The organism is Cellvibrio sp. KY-GH-1 (genome assembly GCF_008806975.1).
Lineage (GTDB): Bacteria > Pseudomonadota > Gammaproteobacteria > Pseudomonadales > Cellvibrionaceae > Cellvibrio.
On record NZ_CP031728.1, the window covers coordinates 3,759,660 to 3,784,666 of the forward strand.

General features: G+C 52.1%; 25 protein-coding genes. 9 read left to right on the forward strand and 16 right to left on the reverse strand.

Going from position 1 to position 25,007, the window contains the following annotated elements:
* Positions 1-6: 6 nt before the first annotated feature.
* The gene (gene polA / locus D0C16_RS15820; protein WP_151033244.1) at positions 7-2,814 is read right to left on the reverse strand and encodes a DNA polymerase I; all 2,808 of its coding nucleotides are present in this window, start codon (positions 2,812-2,814) and stop codon (positions 7-9) included.
* Positions 2,815-3,220: 406 nt separating this feature from the next.
* On the opposite strand from polA, the gene D0C16_RS15825 reads away from it, so the two are divergent.
* A complete protein-coding gene (locus D0C16_RS15825) occupies positions 3,221-3,475 on the forward strand; it encodes a hypothetical protein (RefSeq protein ID WP_151033245.1) in 255 nt (84 codons plus the stop codon).
* Positions 3,476-3,824: 349 nt separating this feature from the next.
* Positions 3,825-4,106: a hypothetical protein gene (locus D0C16_RS15830; RefSeq protein ID WP_151033246.1), complete on the forward strand. Its 282-nt coding sequence runs from the start codon at positions 3,825-3,827 to the stop codon at positions 4,104-4,106.
* Here D0C16_RS15830 and D0C16_RS15835 read toward each other — a convergent pair.
* On the reverse strand, positions 4,077-4,973 hold the full coding sequence (locus tag D0C16_RS15835) for a zinc ABC transporter substrate-binding protein (protein WP_151033247.1): 897 nt from the start codon (positions 4,971-4,973) through the stop codon (positions 4,077-4,079). The two genes, D0C16_RS15830 and D0C16_RS15835, sit on opposite strands and share 30 nt — an antisense overlap.
* Positions 4,974-5,083: 110 nt before the next feature.
* Here D0C16_RS15835 and D0C16_RS15840 point away from each other — a divergent pair, with 110 nt between their 5' ends.
* The 5 genes from D0C16_RS15840 to D0C16_RS15860 all read left to right on the forward strand — a co-directional run bounded on the left by D0C16_RS15840 (position 5,084) and on the right by D0C16_RS15860 (position 8,503).
* Positions 5,084-5,572 (forward strand): Fur family transcriptional regulator, encoded by a 489-nt coding sequence (locus D0C16_RS15840; protein WP_151033248.1) that lies wholly within the window; start codon positions 5,084-5,086, stop codon positions 5,570-5,572.
* The gene (gene znuC / locus D0C16_RS15845; protein WP_151033249.1) at positions 5,569-6,402 is read left to right on the forward strand and encodes a zinc ABC transporter ATP-binding protein ZnuC; all 834 of its coding nucleotides are present in this window, start codon (positions 5,569-5,571) and stop codon (positions 6,400-6,402) included. Before D0C16_RS15840 ends, znuC begins: the two co-directional genes overlap by 4 nt.
* Positions 6,395-7,180 carry a zinc ABC transporter permease subunit ZnuB gene (znuB, locus tag D0C16_RS15850; RefSeq protein ID WP_151033250.1) on the forward strand — a complete coding sequence of 262 codons (786 nt, stop codon included), beginning with the start codon at positions 6,395-6,397 and terminating at the stop codon, positions 7,178-7,180. Before znuC ends, znuB begins: the two co-directional genes overlap by 8 nt.
* 140 nt (positions 7,181-7,320) lie before the next feature.
* On the forward strand, positions 7,321-7,566 hold the full coding sequence (locus tag D0C16_RS15855; protein WP_151033251.1) for a hypothetical protein: 246 nt from the start codon (positions 7,321-7,323) through the stop codon (positions 7,564-7,566).
* A gap of 85 nt (positions 7,567-7,651) precedes the next feature.
* Positions 7,652-8,503, forward strand: a complete 852-nt coding sequence (locus D0C16_RS15860; protein WP_151033252.1) for a UDP-2,3-diacylglucosamine diphosphatase — start codon at positions 7,652-7,654, stop codon at positions 8,501-8,503.
* 23 nt (positions 8,504-8,526) lie between these two features.
* On the opposite strand, the gene D0C16_RS15865 is transcribed toward D0C16_RS15860, so the two are convergent.
* The 7 genes from D0C16_RS15865 to D0C16_RS15895 form a co-directional block, all read right to left on the reverse strand.
* Positions 8,527-9,993, reverse strand: coding sequence for an alkaline phosphatase PhoX (locus tag D0C16_RS15865; RefSeq protein ID WP_151033253.1), 1,467 nt, complete (start codon positions 9,991-9,993; stop codon positions 8,527-8,529).
* Between the two features lie 142 nt (positions 9,994-10,135).
* Complete coding sequence (locus D0C16_RS15870; protein ID WP_151033254.1) at positions 10,136-10,882, reverse strand: ZIP family metal transporter; 747 nt, start codon at positions 10,880-10,882, stop codon at positions 10,136-10,138.
* On the reverse strand, positions 10,882-11,289 hold the full coding sequence (locus D0C16_RS15875; protein ID WP_151033255.1) for a thioesterase family protein: 408 nt from the start codon (positions 11,287-11,289) through the stop codon (positions 10,882-10,884). Before D0C16_RS15875 ends, D0C16_RS15870 begins: the two co-directional genes overlap by 1 nt.
* A gap of 9 nt (positions 11,290-11,298) precedes the next feature.
* A complete protein-coding gene (locus D0C16_RS15880; protein ID WP_151033256.1) occupies positions 11,299-12,099 on the reverse strand; it encodes a hydratase in 801 nt (266 codons plus the stop codon).
* Between the two features lie 97 nt (positions 12,100-12,196).
* Entirely contained in the window at positions 12,197-13,600 is a 1,404-nt protein-coding gene (locus D0C16_RS15885) for an HDOD domain-containing protein (protein WP_151033257.1), read from the reverse strand.
* Positions 13,601-13,882: 282 nt separating this feature from the next.
* Positions 13,883-16,003 carry an ATP-dependent DNA helicase RecG gene (gene recG / locus D0C16_RS15890; RefSeq protein ID WP_151033258.1) on the reverse strand — a complete coding sequence of 707 codons (2,121 nt, stop codon included), beginning with the start codon at positions 16,001-16,003 and terminating at the stop codon, positions 13,883-13,885.
* 20 nt (positions 16,004-16,023) lie between these two features.
* Complete coding sequence (locus tag D0C16_RS15895) at positions 16,024-16,932, reverse strand: hydrogen peroxide-inducible genes activator (RefSeq protein WP_151033259.1); 909 nt, start codon at positions 16,930-16,932, stop codon at positions 16,024-16,026.
* A gap of 89 nt (positions 16,933-17,021) precedes the next feature.
* On the opposite strand from D0C16_RS15895, the gene D0C16_RS15900 reads away from it, so the two are divergent.
* Entirely contained in the window at positions 17,022-17,918 is an 897-nt protein-coding gene (locus D0C16_RS15900) for an SDR family oxidoreductase (RefSeq protein WP_151033260.1), read from the forward strand.
* Positions 17,919-17,951: 33 nt separating this feature from the next.
* On the opposite strand, the gene D0C16_RS15905 is transcribed toward D0C16_RS15900, so the two are convergent.
* The 7 genes from D0C16_RS15905 to ftsY form a co-directional block, all read right to left on the reverse strand.
* Positions 17,952-18,977, reverse strand: a complete 1,026-nt coding sequence (locus D0C16_RS15905) for an OmpA family protein (protein ID WP_151033261.1) — start codon at positions 18,975-18,977, stop codon at positions 17,952-17,954.
* A 189-nt stretch (positions 18,978-19,166) separates the two neighbouring features.
* Positions 19,167-19,913, reverse strand: coding sequence for a tRNA (guanosine(46)-N7)-methyltransferase TrmB (gene trmB / locus D0C16_RS15910; protein WP_225318715.1), 747 nt, complete (start codon positions 19,911-19,913; stop codon positions 19,167-19,169).
* A gap of 31 nt (positions 19,914-19,944) precedes the next feature.
* Positions 19,945-20,328: a DUF423 domain-containing protein gene (locus tag D0C16_RS15915; protein WP_151033262.1), complete on the reverse strand. Its 384-nt coding sequence runs from the start codon at positions 20,326-20,328 to the stop codon at positions 19,945-19,947.
* An 89-nt stretch (positions 20,329-20,417) separates the two neighbouring features.
* Positions 20,418-21,278 carry an RNA polymerase sigma factor RpoH gene (rpoH, locus tag D0C16_RS15920; RefSeq protein WP_151033263.1) on the reverse strand — a complete coding sequence of 287 codons (861 nt, stop codon included), beginning with the start codon at positions 21,276-21,278 and terminating at the stop codon, positions 20,418-20,420.
* A gap of 122 nt (positions 21,279-21,400) precedes the next feature.
* The gene (gene ftsX, locus D0C16_RS15925; RefSeq protein ID WP_225318716.1) at positions 21,401-22,474 is read right to left on the reverse strand and encodes a permease-like cell division protein FtsX; all 1,074 of its coding nucleotides are present in this window, start codon (positions 22,472-22,474) and stop codon (positions 21,401-21,403) included.
* Entirely contained in the window at positions 22,471-23,139 is a 669-nt protein-coding gene (gene ftsE, locus D0C16_RS15930; RefSeq protein WP_151033264.1) for a cell division ATP-binding protein FtsE, read from the reverse strand. The genes ftsX and ftsE overlap by 4 nt, the downstream gene beginning before the upstream one ends.
* Positions 23,140-23,154: 15 nt before the next feature.
* Positions 23,155-24,288: a signal recognition particle-docking protein FtsY gene (gene ftsY, locus D0C16_RS15935; RefSeq protein WP_151033265.1), complete on the reverse strand. Its 1,134-nt coding sequence runs from the start codon at positions 24,286-24,288 to the stop codon at positions 23,155-23,157.
* Positions 24,289-24,398: 110 nt separating this feature from the next.
* Between ftsY and rsmD the strand changes: the two genes are divergently transcribed.
* Positions 24,399-25,004, forward strand: a complete 606-nt coding sequence (gene rsmD, locus D0C16_RS15940) for a 16S rRNA (guanine(966)-N(2))-methyltransferase RsmD (protein ID WP_151033266.1) — start codon at positions 24,399-24,401, stop codon at positions 25,002-25,004.
* Positions 25,005-25,007: the final 3 nt, after the last annotated feature.

The following is a 25,007-nucleotide window of genomic DNA, read 5'->3' on the forward strand; positions in this document are numbered from 1 at the left end:
ACGGTTTTAATGAGCTTGGTCCCAATTATTCCCTACGCCAGCTTCCACCAATAACGGAACCTTGAGATTGGCGGCAGCCGACATACGCTCGATTAACCCGGAGCGCACCTCATCCAATTGTCCCTCAGCGACCTCGAGGACTAATTCGTCGTGTACCTGCATAATAATTTTTGCATCGAGTTTGGTTTCATCTAACCAGGCCTGCACTTTAATCATCGCCGATTTAATAATATCGGCGGCGGTACCTTGCATAGGGGCGTTAATGGCCGTGCGCTCGGCCGCCATCTGCAGGTTTTTATTCTTGGCGTTAATATCCGGCAAATACAAACGACGACCAAAAATAGTTTCCACATAGCCCTGCTCATGGGCAAGTGCACGGATATTATTCATGTAACGCTGTACGCCCGGATAGCGCTCAAAATAACGATCGATATATTGCTGCGCTTCATTGCGCCCCACGTGCAATTGTTTCGCAAGACCAAAAGCCGACATGCCGTAAATCAATCCGAAGTTAATCGCCTTAGCACTGCGGCGCATTTCATGTGTCACAGCGTCAAGTCCCACACCAAAAACTTCTGCCGCTGTTGCACGGTGCACATCCAGGCCTTTTTCAAATGCACTTAACAAACCCGCGTCATCGGACAAATGCGCCATAATGCGTAACTCGATTTGCGAATAATCAGCAGCAACCAATTTATAACCGGCGGGAGCAATAAATGCCTGGCGAATACGGCGCCCTTCTTCAGTTTTAATCGGAATATTTTGCAAGTTGGGATCTTGCGAAGACAAGCGCCCGGTCGCCGCTACCGCCTGATGGTAGCTGGTATGGATGCGACCTGTACGCTTGTTGATTTCGAGCGGCAATTTATCGGTGTAAGTCGATTTTAATTTCGCCAGACCGCGATATTCCATCAGTACTTTAGGCAACGGATAATCCAAAGCCAGCTCTTGCAAAACCTCTTCCGCAGTCGATGGAGTGCCAGTCGGCGTTTTTTTAATAATGGGTAATTTTTGTTGCTCAAATAAAATCACGCCCAACTGTTTGGGCGAACTCAAATTGAATTCCTGCCCTGCAATCTCATAAGCCTTGCGCTCTAACTGGGTTAAACGCACGCCCAGCTCTACACTGTGTTGGCCCAATAATTTTGCATCTACCAGGGCACCGTTGCGCTCAATGTGCGACAGCACTGGCAACAATGGCATTTCAATAGTCTGAAATACTGATTTCAGACTGGCTACTTTTTCCAGCTGCGGCCAGAAATATTGGTGCAGTCGCAAAGTGATGTCGGCATCTTCAGCTGCATAGTGACCTGCATCCTCTATTTTTAATTGATTAAAACTGAGCTGTTTGACGCCCTTGCCGGCAATTTCTTCAAAGGTAACGGTTTTGTAGCCGAGATAATTTTGTGCAAGGTCATCCATATTGTGACGACTACCAATGGAATTCCACACATAAGACTCGAGCATGGTATCGAATTCTATGCCGCGCAATTCAATGCCGCAATTCAACAAAACGCTGCGATCATATTTTAAGTTTTGACCAATTTTTATTTTTTTATCATCTTCCAAAATCGGTTTTAATTGTTCAAGCACCCACTCCAGCGGCAACTGATCCGGTGCCCCCATGTAGTCGTGCCCACAGGGAATATAAGCAGCAACACCCGCTTCAATCGCGAAACTCAAACCGACAATTTTTGCATCCATAATCTCCAACGCCGTGGTTTCCGTATCGAACGAGAACACGCTGGCTTGTTGTAAACGCGCCAACCAATCGGAAAATATATTTTCTTCAGTAATTATGTCGTAATGTTTTTCCACGGCGATAACTGGCGGTGCTATATTTTCTTCAACTGCTATTGACTCGGTTGATGTAGTTACTCCCTCAGCAGCAACACTCGAAACATTACCTGCTGTTTTACTTAACTCAGTGACCCAGCTTTTAAATTCAAGATCTTCAAATAATTCTTGCAAACGTAAATTGTCCGCCGGCTGGCAAATAATTTCAGCGGGACCAAAGGGTAATTCCACATCGGTTTTAATGGTCGCTAACCGATATGATAAATACGCCATTTCGCGATGTTCGATTAATTTTTCCGGCATAGTTTTCGCGCCGCGAAATGAAAGCGTGCGAATTTTTTCCAGATCTGCATAGATTGCGTCTAGCCCACCGGCGCCTTGAATCAATCCTTGTGCTGTTTTTTCTCCCACACCAGGAACGCCGGGAATGTTATCGACTTTGTCACCCATAAGAGCGAGATAATCAATCATCAATTCCGGGCCAAACCCGTATTTTGCATTTACACCAGGAATATCCAGCACTGTGTCCGTCATCGTATTTACCAAGGTCACATGCTCATTCACCAGCTGCGCCATATCCTTGTCACCAGTGGAAATAATCACCGGCATTTGCTGCTCGGTTGCCTGACGGGCGAGCGTACCAATCACATCGTCGGCTTCCACGCCTTCAATCACAAATAACGGCAGCCCCATGGCTTGTACTATGTCGTGGATGGGTTGTACCTGCGGACGTAAATCATCCGGCATTGGCGGGCGATTGGCCTTGTATTCCGCATACATTTCATCGCGAAAGGTCTTACCCTTTGCATCAAAGACTACGGCTATCTGGCTGGCGGGGTAATCCTTGCGCAGGCGACGCATCATATTCACCACCCCTTTGACCGCCCCCGTGGGCTGGCCTTTGGAATTGGTTAGCGGCGGCAGAGCATGGTAAGCGCGATACAGATAGGAAGAACCATCAACCAGCACTAAGGGTGCTGCATTTTGCTGTTGGATCAAAGGATGCGACTGGGTCATAGGAATAGATGTCTTTGCAAGATTTTGAATGGACGAAAGGATACCACCAATGGCCCCCGCCCCGAGATTTACCCCGCCCCCCAGTCACGCTGCAAGTAACACTCATTCTAGCTGGCGCATAAAAAGTGTTACCAACATAGAAATGTGTTACCACACGCCAAACCTTGAGAAGCATTGAGGTTTTATCGCTAAGTTTCGGTATTTATTCACAAAAATTTGCTTTGTATAACTAAAAAGTTTAACCAAGTGCTAGGCAGAATAAAAATATGTGTTACCATGAGTAACATACAGTAACAAAACAAACTCAATGTGAAGTTACTGGTGAACCTAAACCCTTTAGCAACAAACAGAAAGGTTGCTCACAAGGCAACTGGATTTGTAAACCATCGAATGGAGGAACCCCACGATGAAAAAGACTGCACTCTTACTAGTTACTTTACTGGCTGCAACTGGCGTATATGCCGATGAAGCTAACGATCACGCTCTGGCCCTGGCTGCTGCCGATCTCGGTGTTAAGACTGCTTGGGTAGAAACTCAGGAAGACGCGGAAGCGCGTATTGCTGAAGAACTGGATCAAAAGACTGATGTTCTGACCGAGAAGGCCAGCGCCAAGCTCGACGAACAACTGGAAGCCAAACTGGCCCAAACTTTTGAGCGTTAAGTGATAGCTGCGCCAGTTAGTCTCTGGCGCGGTGAGCTTCTTTAAGCTGCTGTTTTGATTGGACTATCTCCCTTATTTTCTCCTCGTGTATTAGCCCTGCTGACGACCATATAGCATTCTGTTATATCGCGGCGGGGCTCTTTTTTTGTGCGTTTCACAAATTTGTAATTTGCTGTTCAGGTGGCGCGGAAGTCCCTCGCACTGATTATTTTCTAACCTAGACTCGATTTGAAGGCAGGATTTCTCACAGTTTTTAGTGATGCAACTCCTGACCTGGAGAGTGAGCGCCTTGTTGCTTTAATCCTGGGTTGTTGGTGTTGACCCTGTTTTTCACAAACTGGAGGCTGTCATGGACACCTTGATCTTTTCCCAAACGGCGATTTTCCGTATGCAACAACTGGCGAGCTGTGTCTATCACAAAACCGGGGTTCGCCATCGCATGGCCACCCAAGAAGGCATGTTGTCGCTTTTAAAAGAATCGGGAGCATCGAGTGATAGGGACATACGTCAGTATTACGATGCCTTTGTGATAGAGCTGAATAAACGGCAACTGGATATGTTGGAGGCGCGCAATGTGAAGATGCGCCAGCCGTTTACCAGCTTAATGGGCAACATCCGTAAGGCAGGTTAAAAAACTGTTGCCCAGATTTTCGAGTAGTTCTTTGTAGCTGGATACCTGTTGCCCGCCAATAGGATCCAGCATTCCCAGCCTTAATCCCAGCGACTGCACTATAGCTTTCATGGAATCCGTTTGATAATAGGGTTCCACAAACAGGCATTTCCCTTCCTTTTTCAGTACATCCTGCAGCTCTTTCAAGTGTTTTGCGCCCGGACGGCGCTCAGGCGTGTAGGTGACATAACCCACCTGATGCAACTCATAACGGCCTACAAAATGACTGTAACCTTCATGATAAACCGCGAAACCACGTGTTTTGACCGGCGCCAACTGAAGACTGAGTTGCTGGTCTAACTGCTCGATAGATGCGATAAAACGCGCGGCATTGGCCTGATAACTCTGTGCCGACGAAGGATCAAGCTGCGTTAGCTTTTGCACTAACACCTGCGCAATGACACCGGCATTACGCGGATCCAACCAGAGATGGGGATCGCCGCCAACATGTTGATGGTGCGCGTGGTTATGGCCATCACTGACTGGACTTTCAGGCCAGTGAAGGTTGGGCAGGGTATAGCTGGGCAGCTGTTTGTCCGCTGGAATATTCGCCAGCGCGCGCGCTAGAAAACTTTCCAGCTCCGGGCCAACCCAGATAATCAAATCCGCGTCGCGCAAGCGGCGATGATCGGACATTTTTAAGGGATAATCGTGAGGTGATGCGGCAATAGGCAGCAAGGTATCCACGACCGCCCGATCACCTGCCACCTCTTGCGCAATCAACGCCAGAGGTTTGATGCTGGCCAGCAGCTGCGGCTTTGCATGCACCATAGGCGCCAGAACCTGCCCGAGCACAATGATCAAACCAATAACACCTGCACGAATCATAATTATGTCCACTGACAACAATAACGGCAGCGCGGAAAAGCATGCCTGGAAATAGGTTATAGCGTAACATATCTGCTGTTTACTAACCTTTGCGATTGACCGGATGCCTTATGGAACACACCCCCATCGCGTGTAGCCATCACGATCACAACCATTGCATTCAGGATGCGCTGGAAGCCGCACGCGATTTATGCCTCAGCCGTGGTGTACGCTTGACTGATTTGCGCTTGCAGGTTTTGGAGTTGATCTGGCAAAACCACAAACCGCTGGGTGCCTATACGTTAATGGAAATGCTTGCAAAGGCCAGCACCCGCCGGGTGGCCCCGCCCACCGTGTATCGCGCGCTGGACTTTTTGCTGGAACAGGGGCTGATCCATCGCATCAATGTGCTTAACGCCTTTATTGGCTGCCCGTCGCCCGGTACCCGGCATCAAAGCTATTTCCTGATTTGTCGTGCCTGCAACATCGCGATTGAACTGGATGAGCCAACCCTAGGCCAGCAGATACTCGCCGTTGCGGGCGAAGCAGGCTTTCGCGTGGAAACCCAAGCGCTTGAGGTCTCTGGCCTGTGCGCCAATTGCGCGGGAGCCAATGTATGAGCGAGGCGCTGATACGCGCCCGTGGGTTGGGCGTTACACGCAACGGACGCGAGATATTGCAAAAGGCAGACCTGACCCTGGACGCGGGAAAAATTGTGACCCTGATTGGCCCCAACGGCGCCGGTAAAACAACCCTGGTGCGCGCAGTTCTGGGGCTGATCAAAATAGACGAGGGCAGTATTGAGAAAGCGCCGGGCTTGCGCATCGGTTATATGCCGCAAAAACTTCACATCGATGCCAGCTTGCCACTCACCGTAGCCCGATTTCTGGCCTTGGGCGGCAAACCGCGTGCAGCACTGGATGAAATACTGCAACTCACCGGCATAACTGGGCAGATTAACCAGCCCATGCAATCCCTGTCTGGCGGTGAAACCCAGCGCGTCCTGCTCGCTCGCGCATTGCTGCGCGACCCCCAATTACTGGTTCTGGACGAACCGGTACAGGGTGTGGATGTGACCGGCCAGTCGGCGCTCTATGCGTTAATCAATGAAATTCGCAACCGCCGCCAGTGCGGGGTATTACTCGTGTCCCACGACCTGCATCTGGTGATGGCGACTACCGATACCGTGATCTGCCTCAACCAACACGTCTGCTGTCATGGCCATCCGGAACAGGTCACCAACGACCCCGCCTACCTCGCCCTGTTTGGCGAGATCACCGGCAACACCAACGCCCCGCAAGTGGCAATTTACACTCACCATCACGATCACCAACACGACGCCCACGGCAATGTGATCCACAGCGGCAAGAGCAAACTCCATCGCCATGGCCCCGGGTGCAATGCAGATCACAGCCAGGGCGCCAGTTGCGAGCATCATCACCATGATTGATTTCCTGCTTCTTGCTCTGCTTGCTGGCATCGCGGTTGCGCTGGTCGCCGGCCCGCTAGGTGCCTTCGCCGTCTGGCGTCGCATGGCCTACTTTGGCGATACCCTGGCCCATTCTGCGCTCTTAGGAGTAACCTTTGGCTTGCTACTGGATATCAACCTCAATTTGGCAATTGCGTTGGGGTGCCTGCTGTTGGCGCTCATTTTGGTGGGACTGCAACACAACCGCTTCCTCGCCACCGATACCCTGCTGGGTATTTTGTCCCACTCCACGCTCGCCCTGGGGTTGGTGTGTGTGAGCGTATTTAGCGAGAACCGCATCGATCTACTGGCCTATTTGTTTGGCGATATTTTGGCTGTCAGCAGCAGCGATGTGATTGGCATTTGGGCAATCAGCCTCGGTGTGCTGGGCGCACTCATCTGGCTCTGGCGACCGCTGCTCGCGATTACCGTCCATGAAGAGCTGGCACAGGTTGAAGGTGTACCGGTGGTGCGCGTACGCACTGCGCTGATGTTGCTGATGGCACTCGTGATTGCCATTGCCATGAAAGTCGTCGGTGTGCTGTTGATCACCGCGCTCTTGATTATCCCCGCTGCCGCCAGCCGCCGGCTCACGCGCACGCCCGAGCAGATGGCGATCATTGCCAGCCTTTTAGGTGCCCTGGCGGTGATCGCCGGGCTTAGCGCTTCTTACTGGTGGGACAGCCCAGCCGGGCCGGCCATAGTCCTGTCAGCAACTGGTATGTTTTGCCTGACATTGTTCAAAAAACAGCCAGGCTAAAAAGTGTGTAAGCTAAAGCGCACAAGATTCAGTGCAAAATGCGACTATTATCACATTTGGAATTCGGTGATACTGCCCAACATGCCGCACTGACACCATCAACCCGATTGGCGGCGAAATCAGCAAGGATAGGTCACCCCATGACAATACTTAATATAGGTACCGAGGCGTTTAACAGCACCGAAGTGGCTGAAAAAGTTCAAGCAGACATCAGCTTTCTGCTGTCGCGCATTGCACTACTCAATCAGCAACCCAACCCCAATCCGGTGGTATTACAAACCTATCAGGAAATGCTGGAAAGCCGGCAGGCCGTGCTGGATTGGCTGACCCAGGATTCCAGCAAAGACCAGCACCTCAATCATCAAGCGAGCGGCAATACCCACTAGGGCTGTCATTCAAGATTCATCAAAATGTTGCGTTTTCGTCACAGTTTCACCCCAAAATTGGATGAAACAGCCACGGAAACGCACTATGAATTCCTCCGTTCACCCACTGGCCGCTCCCCTGCTCGAGGCTGCGCAGGCGCTAGAGCCGCAACCGCGCCCTGCGAGCTACCTGATTAATGCCCGCACAGTTTGGATCTCCGATATTCACTTGGGCTTCCGCGATTGCAAAGCGGATTACCTGCTCGACTTCCTGAATAAAATCCATTGCAACACTCTTTATCTCGTCGGTGACATTGTCGATTTGTGGTCGCTCAAACGCCGTTTCTGCTGGCCGAAAAAGCACTATCAGGTGGTGCTGAAGTTCTATGAACTGGCAGCGCAGGGAGTGCGCGTGGTCTACGTCCCGGGCAACCATGACGACCCCATTCGGCACTTTAGCGGACAGCTATTTGGCCCGATTGAAATTGCTCACGAACATGAATATGTCACCGCTGATGGTAAACGCCTGTTAGTGATGCACGGTGATGCGATGGATGTCTATATCAACCACAGTTGGCTGACGCGAGTCATTGGCGACCATGGTTACGAACTGCTGCTGTTTATCAATCGCTGGTCAGATCGCCTGCGTAAACTGGTCGGCCGCCCCTATTTTTCGCTGGCGGGTCTGATCAAAAGCAATATCAAGGGCGCCAAGGCCGCCATTGAAACTTACGAGCGGGAAGCGCTGGCGGAAGCCAAACGACGCGGCTACGACGGCGTAGTCTGCGGTCATATCCACTATCCGGCGCTGCGTGAAGAGGGAGAGCTGCGCTACGCCAACTGTGGCGACTGGATCGAAAACTGCACTGCACTGGTAGAGGATCATCACGGCGTGATGCGTCTGCTCCACCACAGCGATAAAGTCGCCTGGCAAGAGCTGCAGACAGCGAGCGCTTAACCGCTCGCCAACCGTCTCACCCGCTACACAACGGCAACACCTTGTACCTGGTTGCGCAGGCGAGCCCAAGGGCCAGTGATTGCCAGTGTCATTCCCGGCCGCTGGATATTTACAAACAGGGTTGTGCCATCGGGCGAGAAACAGGCACCACAAAATTCTCCCTTATCAGGATGGGCGTTCATCGCCAGGGTGTAGATTTTGCCATCGGGTGTCAGGCCGCGCAGATAATTAACGGTATCAGGTAAATCCGAATAACTGTCTTCACAAATAATCAAATCTCCCCAAGGTGCAACGGCAAGGTTGTCGCAGGATTCCAAAATCGCGCGGTTGTGGGTCTCATAAAGCAATTCCAAAACTCCAGGCTGCTCGGTTTCCCGCGCGGTGCCTTCGTAAGGGCCAGGTTGATAGCGCCAGACTTGGCCAATCTGCAGCGGGCCGCCACCGGTGGCCGCAAGCAGAATCTCGCGGGTTTTATCCGGGCGCAAGGCGAATGCCAAGCCTTCTCCGCGCGCAAAAATCGCCGCCCCTTGCGCGTGACCGCGCAGATTTAAATCCCCTTGCGGCGACGTCACCTCCTCCAAGTCAATCCACTCACAGCTAAAGCGCTGGCGCAGGCTCACTGTTTGTACACCAGGTTTACCGGCATCTTCTGGCCAATTGCGAGTATTTGCGCCGGGCCAGCCGCGAATGGCGAGCGCCTGCAAACGACCACCCGCCAACAGTTCGCCGGGGGTATTGGGGATAAAGCGGTAGAACAACCCTTTGGCGTCATCTTCCGAGAGATAGACAATCCCGGTAGAGCTATCGACTGCCGCCGCTTCGTGCATAAAACGGCCCATATCCCTGAGTGGGGTAGCGCCAATCAACCCCTTCGCACTGGAAGGAACCTCAAATATGTAGCCGTGTTCGCGACCATAGCCATGCTGTTTACCTACGAGGCTTTCCTCACAGGTCAGCCAACTTCCCCAGGGCGTTGCACCGCCACTGCAATTACGCGCCGTACCGACCAGACTTAGATGACTGCGCTCTATTTGCTGACTGCGGTGGCTGAAAATAAGGCTGGTAGTGCCACCATTCACCGGCAACCCTTTGTAAAAATCGTAGGCGATGCCTTTGGTCTGCTTGGCCAGTTTCGCCTGGCCGACAAAAGCGCTGGCTTCCTCACCCACCGATGCAAGCTCGTGATTGCGAATCAAAATGCATTTACTGGCATCGCCCGGCAATGGAAAGGCCGCCATGCCGTCAGGGGCGCTGGGCATGCGCAATCCATCGCTCATCAAGTCGCCAGTGCGAGCGATGACTTTGTAGCTAAAGTCACGCGGCAAGTTGAGAATTCCCGCTGGATCTAACAATAACTGACCCACCTTGTCGATGCCGTAGAGTGGATCCTGCGCATAGACCTGCGCCCGTAATTGCAGGCTGCGAAATCCGCCCAAAGCAATGGCGGCGGCGCTAGCATTTTTGAGAAAGTGACGACGAGTTAAACGCATGGGGTTTCCTTGATTGTGGGCACAGCAGTATTCAAATGAATAGGGAGAATTTACCGGTCACCTTTTTCAACCAGCGAGATTACCGTTTGATGACAGCGCCGGACAAGCACTGAGCTGCTTTGACTCCTGGATCCCAGCTACCTTAGGCTTCCAGCGCTTGTAGCGCGAGGGCGGTAACAAATCCCAGCGCGGCCATAAGACCCGAAAGTTCGTGGGTTTCGGCAAAAGCCTCGGGGATCATTGTCTCCACCACCATAGCGAAAATCCCGCCGGCTGCTATGCAAGTAATGAGCGCTTTCAGCGGGGCCGGAGCATTACCAAAAAATACCGCTCCCACAATCGCAAATACACCGGATAAAAGCGCCATACCACCCCACAGCCGCACCATAAACCAACCGCTGCGCCCGGCCACACGCATACCGGCAGTGCTGGACAAGGCCTCGGGAATGTTGGAGATGAAAATCGCCGCCACGGTGGCGACGCTCAACTTGCCACCACTAGCCACCAACACGCCTATCGCCAAGGATTCGGGGATACCATCGAGCAAGGTGCCCGCCGCAATCGCTAAACCGGTATTTTGCGCTGCCGGTCCTTGAGCCTGGGAGCGTTTGCGATGCTTGACACCTGAGCTGTTCAACCCATGATTAATCACAGAGAACAGCAGCGCACCCAGCATAAAGCCACCGGAGACCCAGAGAATACTTGCCTCGGATTGGGCTTCCTCGACCAGCTCAAAACTCAGGGCCGCAACCAAAATGCCGCTACCAAAGGCCATCACATGTGCGATGACTTTGGCGGAGAAGCGGATAAACCAGCCAAGCAGTGAGCCGATCAATAAGGCACTCGCGGCAGTAAATCCCCAACCTCCGGCAACTAACCAGTCGGGCATTACTCCGCCGGAAACCAAGCGCGCACCACGTCTGGAAGAGGTACAGATTTACCATCCACTGAGCTGACCCAAACCACCTTGGAATAACCTTCCGCGGCGGGTGTATCGGGTTGGGACAGGGTGTACACCTTGTACTTGACCATAAAGCTGGAGCGCCCTGGTTCAGACAGAAATACATCGATGCGCAGGGTTTCGGGGTGAAATATGGGGCGCATGAAGGTACAGCCAATGGTCACCACCACCGGGTGAGTATCGCTTTTGAGCGGAAGGCCTTTTTCCAACATCCACTGGAACCGGGCCTCTTCAAAATAACGGAAGTAGAGGGTGTTATTCACATGGCCGTAGGCATCCATATCGCCCCAGCGCACTGGAATCTCACAGGAATAAAACGGGGTTTCCTCGCTCATAAAAACTCCTCACACAACCTCAGTTCGCGCACTAAAACTCACTTGCATGCTACCCAATCCAGCGTAATCAATCTGGATATCAGTATTCATGGGGACCTCAATAACCCCCGCGTAGGATCCGGTAATCACCGCCTGCCCAGCCACTATGCCTTGACCACGACTGCGCAGAAACTCCGCCAACCAGTAAAGCGGTGCGCGCGGGTGGGTATTCGGGTGTTGACCCTGGCGCTCAATCAACTCGCCATTAGCGCATTTGAATGTGATGGTAAAACTACTCGCGGCCGCCGCGCTGGAGGAATCTATTTGCGGGCCAATAAACAGGCCTTGATTGACCAGACCATCGGCCAACATTTCCGCAAACTCACACTGGGTTGGGTCTAGGTAACGACCATTGATCAACTCCAACGCCATGTGGGTGCGAGCAATCGCCGCATCCACCTCAGCAGGGGTATAGGGCTCGGCGCGCGCGGGCAGATCCTTGCCAAAGAAAAACGCCAGTTCCGGTTCAATGCGGGCGATATTGGCTTGGCCTGGTTTGGGCCAGAGACTGACCGGAGGCACCGAATCTATGGTGCGGGTGTAGATAGGGCCAACCACCAGCTTGCCCTCCGGCGGTAACAGGCATTTCCAACCGCCAATAGTGTCGTCCATTTGTTCACACCAGTATTCAGTCACCGCCGCCTGAACGGCCAACGCCTGCTCCAAATCCTTCGGGCGGCAGGACGTAGGTAAACGTTCACCCTGGATTCCTTCAACCCGACGTGCCACCAAAATGGCTGCTGCCTCAGTGGCATCGAACAACTCACTCATATGCAAACTCACTCACAAACTCTAATCAGTATGGAAAATAGCCGCGCCATAAATACAAAACCCCTTGGAAAAGGGGTTTTGGTGACCGCAGCTGCGATTAATGATGGGGCGACAGCTCGTGGGCGATGTGCTTAAGGTCATCGCTCGACTCTATAATATTCGCCACCGTGGTATAGGCTTTTTCCGGATCCAAATGCAGGTCTTCAAACACTTGGGCGGGAATAGCCAGCTTGGGGCCACGGCCAATGTTGTGTTGCTGCAACAAACGCTGAGCGACAAAAATCAGCTTGGCGTAGCTCGCAAACTCGCCTTGGTAATCGGGGTTGTTTTGGTGGCGCAGCCCGACCACCACTTCCTCCGGCATAGACCACAGCGACATGAGCGTCGCCGCCAATTGCTCGCGGGTTACACCCAATAAGTGCCGTTCAATCGCCTGATGATTCACGTGTGGGTTAGCATCGGCCAATTCGCAATAATTCTGAAAATACGGAGGAAACACCTCACCTAAAATCAGGTAGCCAAAGTTGTGTAATAGGCCGCACAGATAGGCCATACCAAAACTGGGTCGGTGATCGCGAGGAATCGCGGTAACCAAGCCTTCGATAGTGGCGGCCATATATACGGCTTGTTGCCAGTAAGGCTGGGCCCCATGAGGGCCATCTTTAGGGATGGTCATTGCTTTGCCCAACGACAAACCCAGTGCCAGGTTGAGCACCATATCGAAACCCAAAACACGCACAATGGCGTCATGGATAGATTTGATCTTGCCCGGCGCCGAATAGTAAGGCGAGGCAGCCCAGCTGACCACTTGAGCAGCAAGACTTGGGTCTGTCTCAACAATTTGCGCAAGGTCGCTAATATCCGCGTTGGGGTTTACGCGCAGCTTGATGATGCGCTGGGCAGTGTCGGACAGCGGCGGTAACTCCAGGGTTTCTTCCAAACGCTGCTTTACACGCAGCTGGGTAAAGTTGCGCACTGCGCCTAAAATCTGGTCGGTATCACTGGCACTCGTATCTTCCAGCTCCAGCGGTTCCAGCGGTACCGCAATATCGCAAATAGTAGCGTCATCCATCATCTGCTTGAATTCATCGCGACTGAATTTCAACAATTGTTTTTCGTCGCCCGAATCCGCCAACAGCTCATTGCGCTCAACCAAACTGCGATCAATCAAGGTTAACAAACCCGCCAATTTGGGCAGTGCCGGAATGGATTGCAGGTTGTGGGAGTTACAGAACTTCTGAATATCCGCCGGGCTGGCTGCATGCAACTCACGCCCCAACTGGCGATTAATCGCTTTTAGATCCAACAATCGGTCGGCAGCGTAGATCACCTGCACACGACCTTTAGTGTCTTGCAATATGACTGATTTGGCCGCACTCATGGTCCGCAGGTGCTGGTCATGCCAAAGCGCTCGCTCATGCTCGGATACAGGCACTTCAGCCACCTGATAATGCACATTTTGCTTGTTGAGCAGGGATTGAACACTGGTAGGAACTGACACAGCCTACTCCTCTCATTGGATATAACTGGTTAATATTCATAGGGTTAGGAGATTATTCAGCAGATGTTGCGAGCGAGTGTAATGCAATAGGAGCAATTCTCATATAGCTGTGCAACACAAAAACCCGAGTTCCGCTTGATCCACCAACCATTCTTTCCAAGCATAGTCGAGATTTGCCAGCACACTCGCCATTTACGACGACAAAGCAATTATCCATGCCAAAAAATGGATCAGTTCTCATACGGTCAATGAAATAGATGCCAGTTGGTTATTAAGAAGCCATTAAACCTGTAGATAACGATGATTCTGCCCCAACCAACGCGCAACCAGCTTGCTACACAGTGCGGGGTATTCGCTCATTAATAACAATGCCGCCTCCTTCACTTCCGGCAACAGATGGCTATCGCGCTGGAGGTCGGCAATCCGAAATTGCATCTCGCCAGTCTGGCGAGTGCCTAGCACTTCGCCGGGCCCACGCAGCAGCAAATCCTGTTCGGCGATATAAAACCCATCACTACTTTCACGCATGACTCGCAAGCGCTCGCGACTGTTTTGCGACAGGGGCGCCCCGTACAAGAGCACACAGTGGCTGGCCGTTGACCCGCGCCCAACCCTGCCACGCAACTGATGTAACTGCGCCAAGCCAAGGCGCTCGGGGTTTTCAATAATCATCAGGCTGGCATTAGGCACGTCCACGCCCACTTCAATAACCGTAGTCGCCACTAGCAAGTCCAGCTCGTTGGCCTTAAAGGCTGCCATTACCTGTTCTTTTTCCGCCGGCTTAAGGCGCCCATGGATTAGACCTACCCGCAAATGGGGTAGCGATTCTACCAGGTTACTTGCCGTCGCCTCAGCAGCCTGAGCTTCCAGCGCTTCTGACTCTTCGATCAGGGTGCAAACCCAGTAAGCCTGGCGCCCCTGCTCACAGGCCAATCGCACCCGCTCAATCACCTCATCGCGGCGCTGGTCACTAATCACTACCGTAGTGACCGGCGTACGCCCGGGTGGCAGCTCATCGATTACCGAGCAGTCCAAATCGGCATAGGCACTCATGGCCAAAGTTCTGGGGATGGGGGTAGCGGTCATGATCAATTGATGCGGGCGCAAATACGCCGATTGTTGGTTTTCCCGCCCCACTGTCCCCTTTTCGGATAGAGATAGCCGCTGATGTACGCCAAATCTATGCTGTTCATCGATCACAATCAGGCCCAGATCGGCAAACGCAACTGCCTCCTGAAACAGGGCATGTGTACCAACCACGATTTGCGCTTCGCCGCTGGCAATTGCCGCCATCTGGGTGCGCCGTTCAGCGACTTTGAGCTTGCCGGTTAGCCAGCCCAATTTGATCCCCAAAGGCTCAAGCCACCTGCCAAAGTTGACGCGATGTTGTTCCGCCAGAATTTCGGTCGGCGCCATTATCGCCGCCTGTTTGCCGCTGGATACGGCGGCCAGTGCAGCCAGTGCCGCCACTACCGTCTTGCCGGAGCCAACATCGCCCTGAACGAGCCGCAACATTGGAACCGGTTTGGCGATATCCGCCACTATTTCACCCATTACCCGCTCCTGGGCGCGGGTCAAACCAAAACCCAATTGCTCTAGAAAATACTTTTTCAGCATCGGACTCATGCGTAAACTCTCTGCGCCATCGGCCTGGGTTTCGCGGCGCAACAGCAGCAGGCTCAAGTGATGAGCCAGCAATTCTTCAAAAGCGAGCCGCTGTTGGTAGGGATGCTCGCCGTCCAGCAATAGCTGTACGTTGGCATTGGCCGGTGGCTGATGGAGAAAGCGTAATGCATCGGCCAGCGAGATCTGATTGAGCTGACGGCGCACCGGCTCGGGCAGTAGCTCACTAAGCGAATACTTGTCCAGCCAGGTCAGCGCTTGGCGCGCCAGCCTGCGTAAGCGCGGTTGGGTTAAGCCTTCGGTGGCCGGGTAAATCGGCGTTAGCGATTGATCCAGTGGCAGCGGCGCCGCGTCATCCAGATATTCATATTCCGGATGATACATTTCCAACCCGGATGCTCCGCGTCGGGTTTCCCCGAAAATGCGCAGGTGAATTCCGCCGATCAAACGTTGCTTTTGTGCATTGTTGAAGTGGTAGAAGCGCAGGGTGATGGTACCGGTGCCATCCTGTACCTTGCACACCAGGCTACGGCGCTTGCCAAATACGATGTCACAAGTGCGCACTTCCGCTTCGATAACTGCATTCATATTAGGCTGGAGCGCACCTATGGGTGTGACACGGGTACGATCCAGATAGCGCAGAGGCAAATGTAATAGCAGATCTTGCAGGCTAAAAAGGCCAATCTTCGCCAATTTTGCGGCTAGACTGGCACCAACTCCCTTGATTTCGGTAACGGGAACTTGTTCCAGAGTTTTGCGACTGGCAATACCTGCATTCATGGCGTTGCTGGTTACAAGAGTTAGTGTCGAGTGGATTTAATCGCTTCACGCAAGGCATCTATCGCTTTGTGACGCGGGAAGCTCGCGCGCCAAGCCAAGGCAACAGTGCGACTGGGTGATGGTTCGGTAAACGGGCGGGTTACCAACACATCTGCACTGTAAAGTGAGCTATCTGCCGCTGATACCGGCAGAATGGTCAACCCCAGACCGGAAGCCACCATATGGCGCAAGGTCTCCAGCGAGCTGCCCTCCGCCGCAGTACGCACATTGTTGGCGGATTGCTCACCGTGATGCTGCAGGTTCGGGCAAGTTGTTAATACCTGATCGCGGAAGCAATGCCCCTCACCCAACAGCAGTAATTGTTCGCTGTTCAGATCATTGGGATTAACAGCATCGTTCGTCGCTAAAGGGTGATCTTTCGGCATCAGCACCACAAAAGGTTCTTCATAAAGCACCTGGGTGACCACATCCGGCTCTTCAAACGGCAGGGCAATAATGATCACATCCAGCTCGCCATTGCGCAGTTTTTTGCGCAGATTGTGGGTATAACCCTCCTCCACGTAGAGCGGCATTTTGCTCGCTTTTTGCTGCAAATGAGGGATAAACTTCGGCAGCAAATAAGGGCCAATGGTGAAGATCGCCCCCACAGATAAAGGGCTGCTGAGCTGGTCTTTGCCGGCATCGGCGAGATCTTTAATCGCTGCCGTTTGCTCCAGCACCAGATTGGCCTGTGCCACAATCTGCTCACCCAAGGGCGTTGGTTGCACGCGCGACTTTGTACGCTCAAACAGTGCCACCCCTAATTCATCTTCCAGCTTTTTAACGGCAATACTCAAAGTTGGCTGACTGACATAGCAGCGGTCCGCCGCACGACCAAAATGCTGTTCCTGGGCAAGGGTGACTATGTAGCGGAGTTCGGTGAGGGTCATGGTGTGGCTCCCGTAGACTTGGATCTTTTTAATTTCCGGCTGGGCCTTTTAGAATAGCCTAAAACTATCAGATAAAAGACTTTTATCAAATGACTAATAAGCTGTCTGCTCCACAAAAATCACAATCACCTGAGAAGTTACTCATAATTGGTTGTGGCGATATAGGTCAAAGGCTAGCCAGCCAACTTGATCAATCACGCTACCAAATCACCGGAATTCGCCGCCAATACCAACCAGATCTACCCTATTTACGCTATATAAGTTGCAATGTGGGTGATGCCAAGGCAATAAAACAGGTACTGGCGGAAAATTTCGACAGCATAGTTATCACCATGACGCCAGCCGAGCGCAGTGACGCCGGCTATGAGCAAGCCTATGTCCGCACCTGCGACCATTTGGTTAGCGCCCTCAATGAGCTGCAACTGAAGCCACGCCTGCTTATTTTCGTCTCCAGCACCGCAGTATATGCCCAAGATGATGGCAGCTGGGTTGATGAAAGCTCCACCACCGAGCCGACCGGCTTTTCCGGCCAGCGCCTGCTGGAAGCCGAGCAAATTATCCGCAACAGCAACTTCACTAGCACCATCGTCCGCTTCAGCGGTATTTATGGCCCCGGCCGCAATCGCCTGATCGAGCAGGTCAATCAGGGACGCGCCTCTGCAAGCCCCCATTACACCAATCGAATCCACGCCGATGACTGCGCCGGATTCCTCGCTCAGCTGCTCAATCTGCAAACACCCCCGGCGCCCGTTTATATCGCCACTGATTCAACGCCAGTTCCCATGATAGAGGTTGTAAGCTGGATCGCCGCCCAGCTAGGGGTCGAAAAATTCCTCTCGGATGACGTCAATAACGAACGCGGCAACAAGCAATTGAGTAACCAGCTAATGCTCGGCAGCGGCTATCAACTGCGTTATAACGACTTTCGCGCGGGCTACGCCGGGATGATTCGCGAATATACGGCCAATAAAAAACCCGGCACCTAGGCCGGGCTTTTCAGACTGGCGAAACCCAAAAAATTATTTGGTTTCGGTCTTGGTCACTGCGGTAGATACCTGACCCATTACTCGACGGTTTTGCTCGCGACCAGCTGCAGTTGCGTTATCTGCTACTGGCTTGGCTTCGCCGTAACCAATCGCTTTCACACGGTCAGCACCGATACCGTACTTGGTAATCAACGCCGCTTTAACTGCATCAGCACGGCTTTGTGACAGCTTTTGGTTGTAAGCATCAGAACCCTGGCTGTCAGTATGACCTTCAACGCTCACAACTGTGTCAGCGTATTGGTTCATGAAAGTCGCCAATTTGGATACTTCGCCTTCAAACTCTGGCTTGATGATGGATTTGGCCGTATCGAAAGTGATATTCAGCTCGATAGCTACAGTTTCCGTCAGTTTCAATGAGCAGCCGACAGCATCAACCTTATGAGTTTTCGGGGTGTCCGGGCATTGGTCTTTAGAATCCAATACACCGTCACCGTCAGAGTCTTTCTCAGGCTCTGGAGCTGGTGCCACTTTAACTGGCGCAGGAGAACCACCAAACAGGTAGCTAATACCTGCATTCAGCGCCAAATCAGTGTATTCATTATCCAGGCTGTTGAAAGCACGCACGTCGGTACGGAACTCCCAATTACCACCCAGATTGCGCTTAACGCCAGCACCCAGGTTTACCAGGGTGTCGCGCTCCGACCAATCTTCAGAGTCTACTTCACGCTTTTGATCGCCCACACCAAACGCTACATAAGGGCGCCACAAACTTTCAGTATTGATGTTATACAAAGCATCCAAACGGTATTGGGTGCCGTCTACATCAACATTGTCATCCTGGGTTTCTGTGCTGTATTGGCTGGCAACCGCTTCCAAAGTCCAGTTTTCATCCAACACATACCCAAAACCCAAACCAAAAGTGTTGGCATCTTCCAGCGGATCTTCAAAGAAGGTACGGCCAACATCGGCACGAACTTCGAATTTATGGTTATCGGCGCTCGCACCAGCAGAAATAGCAGCAATAGCGGCGGACAAAGCTAAAATGTGTGTGTTTTTCATGGCCATTTCGTTCTCCGTTGAAAATAGCGAGGTTCCAAAAAAGACAATCTGGTTATCTTTGCTAATCAAGAACCCGAGATTGCGAAAAAAATATAACCGTTGCCGGTCTCTAAACTTACACCTGCTGAATTCCATTTCATGATTATTTTCAGATGCTTACCTTAGCAAATTAAAGCGCTATATGCCAATTTACGCCGTTTTTTTGAACAACAAATCCCAAACCCCATGACCGAGGCGTTCACCGCGTTTTTCAAACTTAGTGATCGGACGATAATCTGGCCTAGGAGCGAATCCGGTTTCCGTGAATTCTGTCGCAAAACCTGTCGCGCTATTCATTACTTCCAGCATATGTTCAGCATAGGGTTGCCAGTCAGTTGCCATATGCAGAACGCCACCCGTTTTTAGTTTTGGGCGCAGCTTCTGGATAAAAGCAGGCTGAACAATCCGGCGCTTGTGGTGCTTTTTCTTATGCCATGGATCCGGGAAGTACAATTGCAGCCGATCAATACTGCCATCGGGTATACAATCTTCCAGAACATCCATTGCATCCGCCATATATACCCGCAAGTTGCTTAACCCTTGCTGACTGGCGGTACTAATTAAACGACCAACACCAGGTGGATGCACTTCGATACCAATAAAGTTCTTTTCCGGCTCATTCGCTGCCATTTGCAGCAATGAGTCGCCCATACCAAAGCCGATTTCCAGCACCAAGGGAGCCTCGCGGCCAAACACTGCAAAAGGATTAATAGCACCGGCAAACAGGCTTACACCCATGGACGGCCAGTATTTATCAAAGGCACTTTTTTGCCCAGCAGTAATTCGTCCAGCGCGAATCACGAAGCTGCGAATGGATTTGGGTTTAAATTCAGGCTTGATCAAAAAGCCTTCCTCTCCACCTTCAAGATCAGGAGTTAACTCGGGAAACTCAGACATAAAGACATTCAAATAATTTAGGAAGAAAATATCAGGATTTAGATTTCAAACGCCAAGCTGCCACGGCCAGTAAAACCCAACCCATAAGAAAACACAGCCCGCCTAGCGGTGTAATTGGCCCCAACCAATGCGGAGCACCCAGCGCCAAAGCATAAAGACTGCCACTAAACATCAGGCTACCCAGTATAAAGGCCCAGCCACCAGCTTTTAACCCCGGGGTTGAAGGTTTATGGATAAGTAGCAGGGCAACCATTAACAACGCCAATGCATGGTACATCTGGTACTGCACCCCCGTTTTTACTACCTCGATCATCTCCGGTGTCAGCACTTTTTTCAGGCCGTGAGCGGCGAAAGCGCCAACAACTACGGACAAAAATCCGCTAACAGCGGCGATCAAAATAAAAGTGCGCGCCACAAATTCCTCCTCATTTTGGTAATTAGAAAACGCCCGGCCAATAAAAAAGCCGCGCTTAGCGCGGCTTTTTTTTCAACGCTAGAAACTAATCAAGCTTCCAGCATCATGGTTTTTACTTTGTTCATGGCATTTTTTTCCAACTGGCGAATACGCTCTGCAGAAACACCATATTCAGCTGCCAGATCATGCAAAGTCGCTTTGTCATCGTTTAACCAGCGACGCTGCAGGATAACACGGCTGCGATCATCGAGTTTTTCCAAGGCTTTTTCTAAACCATTAACGTTTGACTCTTCCCAATTAGACTCTTCCAAGCGCGCTGCCGGATCGTAACGGTTGTCTTCCAGGTAATGGGCAGGTGCGACATAGCTGTCATCTTCGTCATCGTCACCGGCATCAAAACCAGCATCATAAGATGCCAAACGACCTTCCATTTCACGCACTTGCTTAACATCAACACCCAGATCTTGCGCTACCGCGTGAGCTTCATCATTGCTCAACCAAGCCAAGCGCTTCTTGGCGCTACGCAGATTGAAGAACAATTTGCGCTGGGCCTTGGTGGTGGCGATTTTAACAATGCGCCAGTTTTTCAAGATAAATTCGTGAATTTCAGCTTTTATCCAGTGTACTGCGAAGGATACCAAACGCACGCCTTTGTCCGGATCAAAGCGTTTTACCGCTTTCATCAGACCGACATTGCCTTCTTGGACCAGATCGCCGAGTGGCAAACCGTAACCGTTGTAGGAGCGGGCAATGTGGACCACAAAACGCAGGTGTGCCATCACGAGTTTACGTGCGGCATCAAGGTTGCCATTGTGGTGCAGATCGCGCGCCAGTTCCTGCTCCTCATCAACCGAGAGAATTGAGAAACTACTAACCGCTTGCACATAGGCATTCAGGTTTGCACCGGGGGCAAGGGTGCCAATAGGTTGCAGACTTGTGCTTGTGCTCATGATTACCTCCAGTAACAATATGGCCCGAGTGTAACAGCTGCTTATTGGTTCCGCTAGCACCGAAAAAGTTCACTTAACACGGATTTTGCACCTATTCACACCCTGAGCCGAAGATTTCCTTTTTATCGGGGCTGGATCAAGTAGAGATGCCGTGCCACCGCTATCCACGCCCCCAATAGCCCGGTTAGGCCGGCGATCAGGACTAGCTGGAGGCTCTCAATGAAATTTAAACCCTGCAAACGAAAACTGCTTTGATACAAATCAGCCAGTTGTGTGACCGGCACCGATAACCACCAAAAACCTATCGCCAGCAGTATTACCGCCAGAATTCCTCCTCCGACGCCATACCATAAACCGGTATAGAGGAAGGGGCGGCGGACATACGCATCTGTTGCACCTACCAGTTTGACCACCAGGATTTCGTCGCGACGGTTTTCAATTGCCATACGGATGGTATTGCCAATGACTAACAATACCCCCAAGGCTAGCAGGCCTGCCAGTGCGACCACAAGGCGCTCGGCAATGGTGATGAACTGATGCAAGCGTTTGACCCAGAGCATATCCAAACGCACGTCAGCCACCAAGGGGTCGGCAATTAGTGCCTGTTGTAGCGAGTTGAGCACATCGGGCGCATTGCCACCAATTCTGGGTTTGATCAGGATAACCGCCGGCAAAGGGTTCTCATCCAAATGATTCGCTAACTCACCTAACCCCGAACCACGCTTAAACTCATCCAATGCCTGCTCTGGCGAAACATATGTGGCTAGGGCAACATCCGGCCGCTGCGCCCACCGACCGCGCAAATCCTGAGCTTGATTGGAGTTAGTGTCTTTTTTGAGGAACACGGAAATCTGGCTGGAATCCTGCCAGGTCTGACCGATTTGCTGCACATTGCTAAAAACCACAAACAGCGCTGCCGGCAAGGCAACAGCGATAGCTATCACCAGCCAGGTCATCAGGCTTTGCAGCGGCGTTTCGAGCAGGCGCAGCAAACTTTCAATGGCGGAATTACTGTGATGGGCACTCCAGGCATCCAGCTTGTCGCGCCAGGAAGTTTTACTTTGTACAGCGCCTTGCGAGCGCGCGGCCGCGCGCGGTTCTGCGCGCACCGGTTCACGCACAGTGCGCTCGCTGCGATTTGCAGTGGCGCCCATGCGATTCGGGCGACGCTCGGGTTTAGGTCTTTGCGGTTTCACCAGAGCACCCCGTCATGTACCAGCTTGCCTTGCACCAGCCCAAGTACGCGTTTATTCATTCGCTTAAGCAGCTCAACGTCGTGGGTAGCGATCATTACTGTGGTACCCACTTCGTTAAACTGGCGAAATAAGGTCATGATTTCGTTGGATAACTCCGGATCCAGATTACCGGTCGGCTCATCCGCCAATAATAACGTCGGCTTATTTACGACCGCCCGTGCTATGCCTACACGCTGCTGCTCGCCACCGGACAACATAATCGGGTTGCTGCGCTCTTTATCGAGCAGATCTACCTTGTCCAGGGCCGCGCGCACACGTTTGCCAATTTCCTGATGCGGATAGCCAGCCACTTGCAGGGGCAAGGCAACGTTATCGTAAACCGTACGATCAAACAGCAGTTGATGATTCTGGAAAACTACCCCGATATTGCGGCGAAAATAAGGTAGTTGGCTTTTGGACATGCGCGCCAAGTGATGACCATCGACAAATACATTGCCATGGGAGGGCTGCTCCATTAGCAGGATCATCTTCATCAGAGTGCTCTTACCTGCGCCCGAGTGGCCGGTCAGGAACAGCATTTCGCCGGCCTCAACCTCAAAATCCACGCGCGCCAAGGCTTCGTACCCAGTATCGTAGCGCTTGCTTACCGTTTCGAATCGAATCACAACCAATCCTGTGTATTAATTTGCGTCGGCCTGATTAAACAGGGCTTTGATAAAGGGCTCAGCGGCAAAGGGTTGCAGGTCTTCGATAGACTCGCCTACCCCGATAAAGCGCACTGGCAGGCTAAATTTTTTGCTCAGCGCGAAAATCACGCCGCCTTTGGCGGTCCCATCCAGTTTGGTCAGCACCAAACCGGTGACGCCTGCCGCGTCGCGGAATTGTTCAGCCTGATTAACCGCGTTTTGACCGGTGCCCGCATCCAGTACCAACAGTACTTCGTGTGGAGCAGACGCGTCCAATTTGGCCATCACTCGCTTAACCTTGGCCAACTCCTCCATCAAGTGGTTCTTGTTGTGCAGACGACCAGCTGTATCGGCAATCACCACATCAATACCGCGCGCCTTGGCTGCATTAAGCGCGTCATAAATTACCGAGGCGGAATCGGCGCCGGTGTGCTGGGCGATTACCGGTACATTGTTGCGCTCACCCCAGACTTGTAGTTGTTCGACCGCCGCCGCGCGGAATGTATCCCCCGCCGCCAACATGACTTTTTTACCTTCATTTTGCAGACGTTTGGCCAACTTGCCGATGGTGGTGGTTTTGCCTACGCCGTTGACACCCACCACCAGAATTACAAAGGGCGCTTTGGCGGAATCAACTACCAGTGGTTGCTCGACGGGCTTTAAAAGGTCAGCCAGTTGGTCACGTAACGCCTTGTAGAGTGCATCGGCGTCATTCAACTGTTTGCGCGCCACCCGCGCGGTGAGGTTATCGATAATTTCGCTGGTAGCTTCCATACCCACGTCAGCCAGCAACAACTGGGTTTCCAGTTCTTCGAATAGATCCTCATCAATGGACTTGCGACCAAGAAACAGATTGCCCAAGCCTTCGGCAAAATGACTGGAAGTGCGACTCAAACCCTGCTTGATACGGGCAAAGAAGCCCAGTTTAGTTGGCGCAGGTTCAGCGGGCACTGGCGCCTCAGCAACCACTTCAGCACTGGCCTCAAAAGGCTCTTTCTTGTTTTCGACAAGAGTTTCATCGAGGATTTCAGAAACATCCGGCTGGACTTCAACCGCTGTTTCAGGGCTGGCTTCGTTAACCTTATCGGCTTCTGACTTATCAGATTTTTTAAACAGATTGAAAAACATAATCGTGATCTGGGGAGTGTCGAGGGAGAAATCCGGTTGGCCGAATCATTCCAGCCAGGGCAGTAAAGGCGCTATCCTACCACTTATGTTTACTTGTGCGAGAGAAGACCTTGTCCAGACCCGGCAACAAAGCTGCAAACTCCACCGCAAACTCCACCAGAGGCAACAATCAGTTGCGCATTATTGGCGGCAGCTGGCGCGGGCGAAAATTAAGTTTTCCTGATGTGGATGGCTTGCGCCCCACCGGCGATCGTATCCGCGAAACCCTGTTTAACTGGCTGGCACCGGATATTCAGGGTGCGCACTGTCTGGATCTATTTGCCGGTTCTGGCGCATTGGGGTTGGAAGCTTTGTCGCGCGGGGCAGGTGAAAGCGTGCTCATCGAGAAACACCCCGCGGCAGCGCAGGCGCTGGTAAAAAACCTGACATTGTTGAATGCAACCGGCGCCAAGGTAGTTAATACTGATGCGGTCACCTATTTAGCAAACACCGACAACCCGAAAGCCTTCGATGTTGTATTTATTGATCCGCCGTTTCAGTTAAAGCTTTGGCAAAAAAGCATCGACCTACTGGAACAAGGTAATTGGCTGGCGGGGGGATGTGCGATCTATGTAGAATCCGGGCTAACGGACTCCTACTGCCCCCCGGAAAGTTGGACCCTGCATCGCGATAAAACAACCAGCACCTTGCGTTACTGCTTGTTTTATCGTGAATAAGCT